Source organism: Gemella haemolysans (genome assembly GCF_012273215.1).
Lineage (GTDB): Bacteria > Bacillota > Bacilli > Staphylococcales > Gemellaceae > Gemella > Gemella haemolysans_A.
Map to the genome: position 1 here is coordinate 103,911 of NZ_CP050965.1, position 14,811 is coordinate 118,721.

Annotated in this window: 9 protein-coding genes; 5 read left to right on the plus strand and 4 right to left on the minus strand. The window is 29.2% G+C overall.

Going from position 1 to position 14,811, the window contains the following annotated elements:
- Positions 1–8: 8 nt before the first annotated feature.
- Entirely contained in the window at positions 9–377 is a 369-nt protein-coding gene (mscL, locus tag FOC48_RS00580; protein ID WP_003147937.1) for a large conductance mechanosensitive channel protein MscL, read from the minus strand.
- Between the two features lie 323 nt (positions 378–700).
- Here mscL and FOC48_RS00585 point away from each other — a divergent pair, with 323 nt between their 5' ends.
- Together FOC48_RS00585 and FOC48_RS00590 are read left to right on the plus strand one after the other, a co-directional pair.
- Positions 701–1,135, plus strand: a complete 435-nt coding sequence (locus tag FOC48_RS00585) for a LytTR family DNA-binding domain-containing protein (RefSeq protein ID WP_003147936.1) — start codon at positions 701–703, stop codon at positions 1,133–1,135.
- Positions 1,136–1,146: 11 nt separating this feature from the next.
- A complete protein-coding gene (locus FOC48_RS00590; RefSeq protein ID WP_003147935.1) occupies positions 1,147–1,590 on the plus strand; it encodes a DUF3021 family protein in 444 nt (147 codons plus the stop codon).
- A 160-nt stretch (positions 1,591–1,750) separates the two neighbouring features.
- On the opposite strand, the gene FOC48_RS00595 is transcribed toward FOC48_RS00590, so the two are convergent.
- The 3 genes from FOC48_RS00595 to FOC48_RS00605 form a co-directional block, all read right to left on the minus strand.
- A complete protein-coding gene (locus FOC48_RS00595) occupies positions 1,751–2,269 on the minus strand; it encodes a DUF948 domain-containing protein (RefSeq protein ID WP_003147934.1) in 519 nt (172 codons plus the stop codon).
- Between the two features lie 63 nt (positions 2,270–2,332).
- Positions 2,333–3,637: a UDP-N-acetylmuramate--L-alanine ligase gene (gene murC / locus FOC48_RS00600; protein ID WP_003147932.1), complete on the minus strand. Its 1,305-nt coding sequence runs from the start codon at positions 3,635–3,637 to the stop codon at positions 2,333–2,335.
- Between the two features lie 272 nt (positions 3,638–3,909).
- The gene (locus FOC48_RS00605; protein ID WP_003147931.1) at positions 3,910–9,945 is read right to left on the minus strand and encodes a PspC-like choline-binding domain-containing protein; all 6,036 of its coding nucleotides are present in this window, start codon (positions 9,943–9,945) and stop codon (positions 3,910–3,912) included.
- Positions 9,946–10,398: 453 nt separating this feature from the next.
- On the opposite strand from FOC48_RS00605, the gene FOC48_RS00610 reads away from it, so the two are divergent.
- The 3 genes from FOC48_RS00610 to FOC48_RS00620 all read left to right on the plus strand — a co-directional run bounded on the left by FOC48_RS00610 (position 10,399) and on the right by FOC48_RS00620 (position 14,765).
- Positions 10,399–11,013, plus strand: coding sequence for a ribonuclease H1 domain-containing protein (locus FOC48_RS00610; protein ID WP_003147930.1), 615 nt, complete (start codon positions 10,399–10,401; stop codon positions 11,011–11,013).
- A gap of 268 nt (positions 11,014–11,281) precedes the next feature.
- On the plus strand, positions 11,282–13,045 hold the full coding sequence (locus FOC48_RS00615; RefSeq protein ID WP_003147929.1) for an ABC transporter ATP-binding protein: 1,764 nt from the start codon (positions 11,282–11,284) through the stop codon (positions 13,043–13,045).
- A complete protein-coding gene (locus FOC48_RS00620) occupies positions 13,035–14,765 on the plus strand; it encodes an ABC transporter ATP-binding protein (RefSeq protein WP_003147928.1) in 1,731 nt (576 codons plus the stop codon). Before FOC48_RS00615 ends, FOC48_RS00620 begins: the two co-directional genes overlap by 11 nt.
- Positions 14,766–14,811 lie beyond the last annotated feature (46 nt).

Genomic DNA, 14,811 nt, shown 5'->3' on the forward strand with positions numbered 1-14,811 from the left:
TTAATCTATTATTTTTTTAATAAATCACGGATTTCTTTAAGAAGTTCTTCTTTAGCATCAACTTTTGGTGTTTCTTCTTCAGCTTCTTCTTTAGACATTTTATCTTTAGCTGTGTTGATTGCTTTAACGAAGATGAAGATTGCGATTGCTGTGATTAAGAAGTCGATTGTGATTTGGATAAAGTTACCGTATTTAATACCTTGCCAAGCTAAGTTAGTGAAGTCTGGTTTAGCTGGGAAAATAAGAGCGATAAGTGGCATCATAACGTCAGTTACTAATGAACTTACGATTTTACCGAAAGCTGCCCCCATGATAACCCCGATAGCTAGGTCTAATACGTTTCCTTTTAATGCAAATTTTTTAAATTCGTTTAACATAAAAATAATTCTCCTTCTATAAAATTTTAAATACCTCAGTATAATATATTAAAATTGAAATAAAATCAAGTATAAAGTTAAAAAAAATAAAAAAAAATTAAGTAAACGTATTCTAATCTTAATTGTCATATTATTTAAATATATTTTTTATAAATTATTTATATTTTTTTAAAAATAATATATGTATTTATTAAGTAAAATATACTGTATTTGTAATTAGTATATAAATTACCGAATAAACAAGAAAACTAACCGAATATGCATTATCTATAGATTTTTAAATATTTATTATATAAAATATAATTATGAAAGGAGCTAAAGATATGAAAGTTGAATTAAATATAGATAAGAAATTTGGAGAAACAATAGTTACTATATCAACAAATAAAGTGAATGATGAGATTCAAAACTTAGTGAATTATATAGAAAATAAGGAAGGTTACTTTATAGGAGTTTTAGATGACAAAGTACGTTTATTAAATATGGAGGATATTATAAGGGTATATGTTGAAGATAGAAAAGTATATGTAGTTACAGTTGAAGGTAGATTTATTGTTAGAAAAAAATTATATGAAGTGCAGAGTACATTAACTAAGGATTTTATAAAAATATCTCAAAGTGAAATAGCTAATGTTAAATATATTCATAGCTTAGATTTAGGATTAAGAGGAACAATAGTTATAAATTATAAAAATTCGGATATAAGTTATGTATCACGTAGAATGTTAAAAGAATTTAAGATGAAATTAGGATTATAGGAGGTATTAAAATGAAATTATTTCAAAAAATTGTAATATTTATGTTGTTAGGGATAGGAGTAGGAAATGTTATTAATCTAATATTTGGTATTTTATATGGTCAGTTTTATCCTGGTATGCCATTGTATATTCAGAGTTTTGATAATCTAAATACGGCAGTATTAATTCAAACCTTAGTATATGCTATTTTAGGTTTATTACAAGGATTAGCTGGTAAAGTATTTCAAAGTAAGTTAAATGATAACATAGTAATAGTATTTGTATCACATTATTTTCTTATTATGTTACCACTTGTGTTAGCGGGTTATTATTTGAAATGGTTTAGTAGTCTTACTACTTTAATTTTAATGCTGATTACAGCTACTGTGGTTTATGTTTTAATAGGAATAGTTCGATATTTTAGTGTTAAAAATAGTATAAGTGAGATAAATATAAAATTAAGAGATAATAGATAAGATTTCGCTAGTAACAAAGGAGGAGCAACACAAATTAATTATTTTGTGTCGCTCCTCTAAATTTTATAACAGATTATAAAATACTTTTTAAAGAATACTTGATATAAAATATTTTTTAATTTTTGTTATTTTGAATTATTATTTTATTCCAATTAAAATATTATTTTTTTACTTCAACTTTATTTTTCTTTAAGAATTTATTAAGTAGATTAGAAGCTTTAGCTTTATTTTCTTCTACTTTTTCAGAAAGATTTTCTATTTTTTGATCAGTATTTTTTTTGAATCCAGTAACATTTGATTTCATATTATCAACAGATGATTGTAATCCGTTGATTGATGATGCTAATCCTTCTGCTGAGTTGAATAGTGGATCTAATTTTTCAGATTTAACTTGTAAATCTTCAGCTAGGATGTTTGTGTTTTGTAATAAAATATTAGCTTCTGCCATAATTGGCTCTAAGTTACCTTCAACTTTTTTAACTGTTTCATTTAAATCTTTAGCAAGAGCAAGAGCATCTTCTGCGATGTTCGTAACATCTTCTACACATTCAGTAGCAACAACTACAGATTTTCTAACAGTTTTAAGTGTAATAGCGGTACTTATACATAGGATTAAAACACCAACACCTGCTAAAAAGATTCCAGCGTATGCTAAAATTAACCAGTTTATATCTAACATAAAGTTTTCCTCCTTGGGTTATTATAATCAATTATATTTTAAGTTTATTATAAATACAACTAATTATTTTGATTTTTGTTCTATAAATTTGTGGCAAAGTTTATTGATATTTCCTGCTCCCATAAATAGAAATACACTATTATCAAAGTTTAGTTTATCGAAATCTTCTTCACTATTTATAATTTGAGAACCTTTAGTCACTTTTTGTAAGTCTTCAATACCTACAATTTTTTCTTTTTCACGTACCGAAGCAAAGATTGGGCAAAGGAATACTTTGTCTGCAGTCTCTAAGCTCTCGGCAAATTCGTTTAAGAATTTAGCTGTACGTGTGTATGTATGTGGTTGGAAAATTGCGATAACTTCTTTATCAGCATATTTTCTACGTGCACTATTGATTGTAGCTTTAATTTCACTAGGATGGTGAGCATAATCATCTACAACTACACTATTTCCAATTTTGTGTTCGCTGAATCGTCTTTCTGCAGGTTTATACTGACTAAGAGATTCTTGAATTTTCTCTACACTAATTCCATTTAGATCGGCTAAAGCAATAGCTGATGTCGCATTAGAAATATCATGTAACCCAAATACTGACATAGTAAATGTTCCAAGTAGTTCAGAGTTTTTGTAAATGTCGAATTTACTATGTTCTGATGTAGTTTGGACATTTTTTATTTGATAGTCATTTCCATCGTTGAATCCATATTTTATAGTTTTTGCCTGTGCAGGTTTAAGTTGCGAAGCTAAGCGATCATCACCACAAATAACAACCGTATTTTTAACCTGATTTACAAAACTTTGGAATGCATCAAACATATCGTGTTCGTCATTAAAATAATCTGGGTGGTCAAAGTCAATATTTGTTACAACAGCATAATCTGGATGATATGCTAAGAAGTGTCTGTAGTATTCACAAGCTTCAGCTATCATATACTCTGAATTTTTCTCACCGTGTCCAGTTCCATCTCCGATTAGGTATGAAGTAACGTGACTGTGTTTAAAAATATTACTTGTCATAGTAGTTGTAGTAGTTTTACCATGAGCTCCTGTGATTGCGATTGAAGGAATCTCAGAAAGAAGTTTACCAAGGAATTGAGAGTAAGTGTAAGTAGTTAAACCTAATTCTTTAGCTCTTCTGTATTCAACATGTGTTTCATCGAATGCGTTCCCTAGAACTACTTCATATCCTTCTTTAATATTTTCTGCCCCATAGTAGTACATTGGGATGTTTCTTTGTTCTAATTTTTCTTGTGTAAAAAAGTATGTTTCCTCGTCTGAACCTTGCACTTCATTACCCATATCATAAGCAATTTGTGCAAGAGAACTCATTCCGGAACCTTTAATACCTATAAAATGATATTTACTCATTATAGTATCTCCTAAGTTTTCATTAATAAAATAAAAAAAATTCTGTAATATTTTTTTCATAAGCAATTCAATTTTACAACAAAACTGATAAAAATTCAATAAATAGGAGTTTATTTCTGATAGGATATTTTCAAATTTTTTCTATATTTTCACTTTGGAACTAATAATTTTCCACATGGATTGTAGGTAATGTAAAAGAGGGCAATTAAGAAGTAAGTTTTCAAAATTGCCTCTCTTAGAGTTAATTTAATAAATTTATATTAGAAATAAGATTATTTTCTATATTTTCTTCTACCAAGTAATAGTGCGCCACCTAATACTAATCCTACCGCAGCTAATGAAGCTAAATTATTATTTGCTAGTCCAGTTTTAGCTAAGTGTTTTCCTAATTTTGAATTATTTATACTTGATGCTAAGCTGCTGTTTAGCGGTGTAACTTTATTAGGTTGGTTACTTTGAATTGCAGGGGTAGTTTGTTTGTTATTTGAGTCATTATGTCCTAAAGTAGTATTATCAATGTTAGAATAATTATGCGCAACACTGCTATTACCACTATTAGAATCATTGTGAGTTGCATCATGATTATCAGTGTCGATAGACGTATTATTGTTGTTTGAAGTATTACCACTGTTTTCGTTGTTTTGTCTAGATTTATTAGAAACTATTGCGAATTTACTGAAGTGATCTATTTCAAATATTACTTTTCCATCTTTTATAGTTGACTTCATAAGTTCTAACTCTCCGTTATCTTTTATGTGATAAACATCTACATCTTTTTCATCTTCTTTTAAGACAATGGCTACTGTACGGTTTGCTTTTGAATTAACTACATTATTGTCTTTGTCTAGAAGTTTTAAATCTAATATTCTGATTTGATTGTCTGTAGGTAAGTTTAATTTTTCTAGAACTGAACTTGCTAAGGCTTTATCTTCTACAGTAGTTGCAGAAAGTTTTGCTGCAGTTGTTTTATCTGTTAAAGTAACTTTAACTCCTGATGCGTCATCAGAGAATATATTGTTTATAATATTTTCAGATGGAGTTACGTTATTTGTGTTAGTGTTTCCTGAATTTGAATTATTATTAGGTTTATTATCAGGAGTAGGTTTGTTTTCAGGTTTGTTATTTCCTGTGTTTTCGTTGTTTCCAGGTTTTACTTCAGTAGAACTGTTATTAGCATTATTTGAAGAGTTATTTGCATTATTATTAGCTGTGCTACCATTAGAAATATCACTTGGTTTTGTATTATCTCCAGATCCATTATTGCTTGAATTATTAGCAGGGTTATTATCTGGAGTAGGTTTATTTTCAGGTTTGTTATTTCCTGTGTTTTCGTTGTTTCCAGGTTTTACTTCAGTAGAATTGTTATTAGTATTATTTGAAGAGTTATTTACATTATCATTAGCTGTGCTATTATTAGAATTGTCGCTTGGTTTTGTATTGTCTACAGCTCCATTATTACTTGAATTATTATCAGGTTTATTATCTGGAGCAGGCTTATCTTCAGGTTTATTATTTCCTGGGACAGTTTCTTTATCATTTTTATGTTTAGTATACTCTTCTAATGCTTTATCTATGTTAGATTTTTCTTCTAAAATTTTCTCTATAGATTTTTCTTCATCATATACTTTTTGAGCTTTTTCTGTGGCTTCTTTTAGTTTAGCATATGCTTCTTTATTAATTCCTTCTTTATCTTTGTCATCATTAACTAAGATTTTAGCTGTTTCTAAAGGTAAAAGAAGGTTTGCTCTTTCAGTAGCAAATTTTTTCGCAACTTCATCATTATCATTTTCAGTTGGTTTGTTATCGCTAGGAGTGTCAACTTTATCGCTAGGAGTGTCAACTTTATCGTTAGGTTTGTTGGCATCACTATTAGATGGAGTGTCGACCTTGTCGCTAGGTTTGTTGGCATCATTGTTAGATGGAGTGTCGACTTTGTCGTTAGGTTTGTTAACTTCGCTGTTAGATGGAGTGTCGACTTTATCATTAGGTTTGTTGACATCACCGTTAGTAGGAGTGTCAACTTTGTCGTTAGGTTTGTTGGCATCACTGTTAGCAGGAGTGTCAACTTTGTCGTTAGGTTTGTTAACTTCGCTGTTAGATGGCGTATCAACTTTATCACTTGGTTTATTAGTCTCATTATTATTAGATGTATCAGTGTTGCCACTTGGTTTATTTGCTTCAGGAGCAGGTGCTTCTTTCAATCCATTAACCGCTTCTTCGATTTCTTTTAATAAACTAGAACGAGTGTCTTCTAGATTTCTTGTTTCTTTAGCTTTGTTTATGAATTCAGTTGCTTTACTAATAGCTGTAGTTAAATTGTTTTTAGATTCATCTGTATATTTATTAGCGGCAAGTTTATCGTTGGCTGATTTAACAGCTTCATCTAGTTTTGAAGTGTCGTATCTAAGAAGGTTATAGTATGTTTGAACATCATTAAATAATTTCAAGATTTCATTAGATTTAGGGTTGTTGTGTACTAAGTCTTCTAGTTTATCGATTTTACCTTGAAGATAGCTATCTACAGCGTTGATGCTTTCTTCACTGTAGTTTTTACTATCTTTATCAGAATTGAAGTTAGCTACAGCTTCAGCGTTTGAAGTTCTTAGTTGAATAAGTAAATCATATTGATTTTTTAAATCTGATAGTTCAGTAAATGCAGTAGAAATTTCTTCTGTGCTGGCAATATTATTTTTCAATACATTTTGTGCCGCGTTGATTTTGTTACCGAAGTTTTTAATTACCGCCATATCTTGGCTCACGTTTGCATTTTTAAATACATTATTCCAACTATCATAGTATTTACTTGTAGTAGCTTCGAATAGTGCGTTTAGTTGTTTTTTATCTGCAGTGATAACAGCATTTTCTTTAGGATATTTTACAGATAATACAGCTATGTTTTCATGCTTGTCAGTACCGAATAATGTACTGCTTGCAAAAGTGTTAAGTTTTATTGTAGATGGTTTTCCTTCGATAGGTATTCTAATTTTTGAAGGATATTTATAAGAATTAGTTACATTATTGTAAGTAACGTCGGCAGTATCTTCTTTTAATACTTGAACATCTTTTTCAGTATTACCATCAAAATATGTAAGTTTACTCATAACAGCAACATTAGTTGTTCCATTATTCATAGGAACAAGATCTAATTCTAAGTAATTTTTTCCATTTTCAGTTACTAGATATACGTTTTTAATTATTCCATTAGCCATAGAAGGACTAGTTAAATCTTGTTTTAATAATGAACCTTCTAATTGAACTTTATTATTAGAATCTGTAGAAGGAGATTCTGATGGATTACTTGGTTGATTTTGAGTTGAATCAGCAGAATTGTTAAATGCATTCACAGCGGTATTCAGTTTGTTTAATTCAGTAAGTAACGCTTCTTCAGTAGACGAATCATTGTTTAATAATTCTTTAGCTTTTGTTAGTTCATTAGTTAAAGTAACAAAGGCTGCCGGTTCTTTTTTACCTTGTTTTATCAGTTCAACTTCAGCAATTTTTTTCTTAAGTTGTTCTTTAGCTGAAACTTGTTCTGCTTCAGGGTTTTGAGAACCATTTAAGTCTTCTATAGCAAATTTAAATTGTTCTTTGTAGTAATCTGTCAAATCGGTATTTACTTGATCGTCAGTATCATTAGAATCAGGTGTTAGTTTGGCATGTTCAACATATGCTTTTGCTTCATCTATTAATTGTTTAAGTTTAAGTTTTGATTGAGTAATTTTGTTGAAATTGTTGTAAGCTTCTTCAGCTTTTTTAATTTCTCCAGAAAGTTCTTCAGTATTGATGCGAAGATAGTCTCCTAAATGTTGAACATCTCCTGTTAGTTCATCTAGTTTTTTATATACTGTTACAGTTCCTTCTTTGTCGAATTCGTTTGAGTAAGTTTCTTTTTTGCCTTCTATATCCACTGGATCTAGAGAGTTTATTTTACTTTCAACTGCATCTAATTTTTCTTTAACTAATGCTTTACTTTCGCTAGTAAAGTGTGAGTTGTTCTTCCAATCATTTTCATACTGTTCTTTTGCATTTTGTAGTGATTTATGAAGGTTAGCCAATGAATCTAATTTAGTAGTTTCATCTAAAAGTTTATTAATAATGTTATCTACTTCGTCTTTAGTTAGTGAATCACTATTTAAAAGTTGTTGAGCCTTAGTAATTAATTGATTGAATGAAGTTTTGAACACTGGTTTTAAATCTTTATAGTTATCTTGGACTGTATTACTTGTGTAGTAATTAATTTTATCTCTTATAGAAGCTTTTAGAGGTGATTCTTTTTTAGCTTCTAATTTTGTAGAGTAATCGATATATAAATCTGTTGGACTTGTAAAGTTATCGATTCCATTTTTTCCTAATGAGAATGAATCTTTAAAATTGAAGTTTCCTAGAAGGGCTATTTCAATATTTTTCTTAGTAGCATCGACTGTAAGTTTTAATTTAGTAGGGTAGTCGCGACCTCCAATATTTTTTGTCTCTAAAACAACGGCATCGGCATCTGTATTTCCTAGACTATTGTATTTGAAAGTGTCTGCTAGAGCAAAATCAATAGCTCCACCCATAATTTTAGGTTCTAATGTTAATATTACTTCGTTTTTACCATTTCCTAATTCGTGAACTTCTACATTTTTTATAAGTTCTGTTAAATCACGACTGTATCTTGTTTTAATAGGTTTGTCGCTACCTCTTTCTACGAATTTTGCAGTTACATTATATGGCTCTGCTGGCTTAGTAGTATTTTCAACAGGTGCGGCAGGAACTGGTTCTCCTTTTCTACCATCTTTTGTAGTAAGATTATTTATCGCTTCAGTTAATTGTTTAACAAGGTCTGATGTCTCATTGATTTGAGGGTTATAACTGTTTGTTTGGTTAATCCAGTCTTTAGCGTGATTTAATGCTTGATCAAATTTTTCAAGAGACACAGGTTCGTATTCACTTCTTATTTTTTTATCTGCAATGCCGATGATACGTTGTAATTCTGTAGTATTGTATCTTAAGTAAGTGAAGTTAGCATTGTCGAAGTCTTTTATTAGCTGAACTAATTCTTTTATGTTTCTTGTATTTTTTAATGCAGGAACACTCTTAATGTAATTTTTGTAGTTTTCGATACTTTCTTTAGTGTATGTTTTTTCGTTATAAAGATCAAAGAATTCTAATAGTTTTGCAACTTTAATATCTAGAACCTCTCTTAATGTTGCAATGTCTTCCATTTCATGAATAGGAGTAGAAATTTCATAAAGTTTATCGTAGTTAGCACTATCTGAACGTTTTAATTCTTGTAGTTTTGTTATAGCTTCGCTAATTTTAGCTCTTTGTGAGAAGTCTGCAGCTGTATCTGAAGTATTCTCTTTTGTTAGTAACCATTCATTAACTTTATTACCACGATCAATCCAATTTTGAATTTTTTCGTCTAATTTTTCTCTGTATTTAGGGATAGCTTCATTACTTTTTTTAGCAGCTGAGTAGTTAATATCTAAAGCAAATGGACCTGTTTGTTGTTTGACTCCATTTTTATCAATATAAGTCATATTAGAAACAACTAATTGTTCAGCTTTTAATTCGCCAGGAACGCTAAAGGCAACAAGGTGTTGATCTTCAGCAGAAGGACCTAGTTTAACATTTGTATCTAAACCAGAAACTTTATTAACAACAAAGCTTGTAATTTTACTAACTTTATCAGGGTTAGCAACAAGATTAATTTCAATATCTTGCCCTTGTTTGTAGATACCTACTAAAGACTCTTTAAATAGATTTTTAATTTCTTCTTTGTTATCAACTACTTTTTTATAGAAATCTTGTTGACCATCGCTAGAAACAGTTACCATTGTTGGTGTTTTGAAGTCAGTAGTAGTGTAAAAACCGTCATCTTTTAAATCGTGATTCACATCGAAGTTATAAAGTTGAATATAATATTTTAAAGTGTTAATTGCATTTTGTGCAGTTTTTTCTGTATAAGAATTAGCATCTAGTTTTGCTTTTGCAGCAGCAGCTTCGCTCCACATATTATACCAAGGAGTTGTATCGATAACATCATCTGGAACTTGATGATTTTCAAATGTTACGTGGTAATATGGAAAGTTAGAAGTTTTGTGGAAAAAAGTAGTTCCTAAATATCTATTTGTGATAGACTGATCGTTAAAGATTTTATTTATTATTTCATTTAGTTCAGCCTTAGTTTGTTCAGTAGCTGCTTTATCTCCGAAATCAGCTTTTGCTATATTGCTATTTGTTGGCCAAGCTTGAGCTGTGATAGAAGATATAGTAAGTGCTAATGCAACACCCATACTAGATTTTAATAATTTATTTGTTTTCATGGATATTCTCCTTTTGTATATAATATAATAATTTATTCTAATATTAATTTTCTAGAGTTGATTAAAAATACATGATATTATAAAAACTATTTACATAAACACTATTAAATCAACCTTTAAAAATAATAGACATCTATACTATAACATAAAAACGTTTCAATTGAAATAGATTATCAGTATCTTTTATATAAAAAATAAAATAAAATTTCTTGAATTAATAAAATTATACTTACTAATTTAAAATAATATTTTAAATTTAGTATTTTTATTATTTAGTAAAAAAGCCAAAGAAATATTTGTATAGGCTTATTTATAATTTTTCCTATTTAAAAAATGTATTCAATTTAAAAAAATAATTTTTCTTAGTTTATTTTAAATTTTCTTTTTAAAAATTTACTTAATATTTTTCATGTAGTATAATCTAAAAGGAAATATTTTTATAAGGAGAGCAAGATGGCGAAATTTTATGCAGTAAAAAAAGGTAAAAAAACAGGTATATTCTCAACTTGGGATGAATGTAAAGAGCAGGTGACTGGATTTAAAGGTGCGGTTTATAAAAGTTTTAAAACTTTGTCAGAAGCTGAAGCTTTCCTAGAAAGAAATGAAGAAAAAATTGAAAATATTGAAGAAGTTGATGGTGTATATGCTTATATCGATGGTAGTTTCGACAGAGTTAGTGGTATATATGGTTCAGGTGTGGTCATAGTAGATGGCGATAAAAAATATGAATATAAACATGCTGGGAATCGTGAAGATTATGCACAATTACATAATGTTGCTGGAGAATTGGAAGCTGCAAAATTCGTTATGTGGTATGCTGTTGATAAAAAAATTAAAGAGATTACATTGTTTTACGATTATCAAGGGATAGAAGCGTGGGCAGTTGGAGATTGGAAAGCAAATCTTCCTTATACTCAAGATTATGTAAAATTTTATAGTAAGGTGAAGATGGCAGTAAAGGTTAATTTTGTGAAGGTAAAAGCTCATACCGGAATTGAGTTGAATGAAGTTGTGGATAAGCTTGCGAAAGAGGCTATTGAACAATTTAAAAAAGAAAATACTAAGTAAGATAAAGCAAGGGGCAGACCCAAAAGTCCTAAAATTTAACAAAGTTCATATGAGAACTCATAGACGCAGTGGTTTATTGATATCTAAATTCACTTTATAAAAGCTTTTTAGATATCTAATAAACTGTGCGGGGGTGACTCGACAAAATCTTGTTTCTTAAGAAATCACGATTTTTGAGTCACTCCCTTGTTTTTTATTAAACCTTAAAAGATAAATGTGTTATAATTATTAAAATATAATTGAATTCTAGAAGAAAGAGGGTGAATAAGTGAGTACAACAATAAACAATAAACAAATATTAAATAAGATAGCTGGTCTAATATATAGGGATAAAAAACGTATAATAATTGCGTTGGTAGTTTCGATAGCATCTTATTATTTTACGTTATATCCAACTGATAGATTGAGCTATATTGTTGATGGTATAGCGAGTGGAAATATTGATTTTAATGGTGTAGTTAATGAAATTCTTAGAATTATTTTAGCTGGGATTGCATTATATATAGTCTATTTCTTTAAAGAATACTATACTTTCATTGGTTATGACAAAGTTATTAAAGATATGACATATGATATCCAGTATGATATCTATAGGCATACTCCTGTATTTTTTAATAAGTTTAGTATAGGTGAGGTAATAAGTAGATCTACTAATGATATTACAAACTATATTGCTCCACTTTTTGGGTATGGTATTCTATTAATTTTTGATGGAATAATTTACAATTTATTTATAAGTGTTCTTATATTTAATAAATCAAATTTTATCTATTTACTGCTAATGCACATACCGTTAGTCATACAAACTATTTATTTAGTGAGTAGACGAAATGTGCAAGAAAAATATTATAACAAGATGGCGAAAACTATGGATGAAATTACAGAGGAGACTTTGGAAAATGTTAAAGGTATTCGTGTAATTAGAGCATATAGCTTGTTAGATAAAGTGAGAAATAGTTTTGTAGGAAAACTTAGAAGTTATGCTAGAAGTAATGAAGAATACATGAAAAAAACTCTTGTCTATCAACCGCTTAATACAGTATCGTTAGCTACAAGTTATATTATAGCTGTAGCTGGAGGATTTTACTTTATTAATTTAGGGATGATGACATTAGGAGAGTTGATTTCTGTCTGTGTAGTTATAGGTATGATTCAGTGGCCATACATTGCTTTATCTGAGTTAGTTATTATGATTATAGAAGTTCGTCAAGCTACGAAAAGAATCTTAGAAATCTCTGATAAAAAAGCTGATGTTAATAATGACCTAGCTGAAAGTAATTTTGAGTTTAATAGTAGTATTGAATTTAAGGATTTTAATTTCAGTTATGAAGATAATAATCATGTACTAGAAGATATTAATTTTACCATTAATAAAGGCGAAACTATAGGAGTAGTAGGAAAAACGGGTAGTGGGAAAACGACATTTATTAAGCAACTGTTGCGATTATATCCGATAGATGAAAATACACTTCTTCTTGATGGTAAGGGGATTGAGAAATACTATGATTATTCTGTTAGAGAAAAAATTGGTTATGCACCACAAGAATATCAGTTGTTTTCAAAATCTATAAAAGAAAATGTATTATTTTATAGATATGATTTAGAGGATAGATTAGATGAGGTGTTGGAACAAGCGGACATAGAAAAAGATATTAGTAGATTTAAAGATGGTATTGATACCCTTGTAGGAGAAAATGGTTTATCTTTATCAGGTGGACAAAAACAACGTCTAGGTATAGCGAGAGCATTGTTATCTGATCCTGATATCTTAATACTTGATGACAGCTTAAGTGCGGTAGATTCTAATACAGAAAAAACTATTATAGAAAATATTAAAAAAACCCGAGAAGGTAAGACTAATATAATAGTGGCTCATAGAATTTCTGCAGTAAGGCATGCTAATAAAATAGTTGTATTAGACAATGGTAAAATATTAAGTTTCGGAACACATGATGAACTTCTTGAAAAATGCCCTTGGTATAAACAACTAGATGAATATCAAAATAAGGAGGTAGAAGATAATGAAGAATAAAAATCCGTTATTTCAATTTCTTCCTTATATGAAAAAAGTAAAGAAATCTTATATAATAGGTTTTGTTTTTTCACTATTAAATGTGGGGCTAGGTGTTGCTGGTGTGTACGTATTGTCGAAAGTTTTTGATGGAATTACTGGAGATTTAACACGTCAGATAATTCTGAAATCATTGGTGGTAGTAGCTGGTTATGGACTTATTCTATTATGTTCGGGGATATCTAACTATATTAGAAATATTTACTTAGTAAAAGGAGCTAACGAGGTTTACGTTAGAATTCAGATGCAGGTATACGATCATATTCAAAGTCTACCGATTAAGTATTTCGATAATATGCCTGCTGGTTCTGTAGTATCTAGGATAACAAGTGATGTAAACCAAATTAGAACATTTTTCGTTTCGACATTTGTGCAGATATTAATAATTGTCCTTAAGATTGTTTTTTCTTATATTGTATTATTTTATGTAGATATACGCTTTGGATTATTTATGCTAGCGCTATTCCCGGTAATGTTTGTGATTTTAAAACTATACAACAAGTTATCTATAGATAGTATTAAGGGATATAGACGTAAGTTTTCTCAAAGTAATGGGATTATAAATGAAAATTATCAAAATTTAGAAATCATCAAAGCTTTTAATAAAGAGAAAGAGAGTATTGAAGATTGGAATAAACATAATGAAGAAAGATATAAATATTGGAAAAAATTAAATCTAGTAGATAGTCTATTACTTCATAATATAACTGGAGTATTTAGAATAGTGATTTTCATAGGTATTGTTTATTACTATTCGTATTCACACTTTAATAATGTTTATGGTATTACATTGGGTATGGTATATCTATTTATAAATTATACTACTGATATAATTTATAGAATCGCAGACTTTACAATGGGGATTTCTAATTATATCAGAGCGCAAGGTGCGGCTATAAATATTCAAGAAATATTAAAATTAGAAATTGAAGAGGATAAAGCAAGTGAAGTAGTTGAAGAAGATTTCCGAGGAAATATTAAATTTGAAAATGTATCTTTTGCTTATAAAGATGATTTTTATGTACTTCGTGATTTGAATCTCGAGATAAAAGAAAATCAAACTGTAGCCTTTGTTGGTCATACAGGAAGCGGTAAGAGTACTATAATGAATCTAATCGTAAAATTTTACAGTGCCACTAAAGGTAATGTATTAATAAACAATAGAAATATAAATGATTATAGTAAGGAGTATCTAAGAGAAAAAACGGCTATAGTACTTCAGGATTCATTTTTATTTGAAGGGTCTTTACTTGAAAATATTACGACTTCTAACGATGAAAAAATTGCTAGAGAAGCTTTATCTAGAGTTGGAGGAGATTTTATTTTAGAAAATCGTTCTCTTGATTCAAAAGTAGAAGTGGGTGGTAGTAACTTTTCTACAGGAGAAAAGCAACTTATCTGTCTAGCGAGAGCTTTAGCTAAAGATCCGAAAATTTTAATTTTAGATGAATCAACGGCTAATATAGATAGTGAAACAGAACAAAATGTAAGTCGAGCTATAGAAGAATTAAAACAGGGACGAACAACCCTTATAATAGCTCATAGGTTATCTACGATAAAAAATGCTGATATGATTTACGTCCTTAGAAAAGGTAAAGTTATAGAAAATGGAACTCATGAACAATTATTAGCTCTTGAGGGAAGCTACAAAAAAATGTATGAAACTCAGGTAAAAGGATAAAAAAATAAAGGAGCGATTCGTAAAAAAGATTCTGCTGAATTCTGAT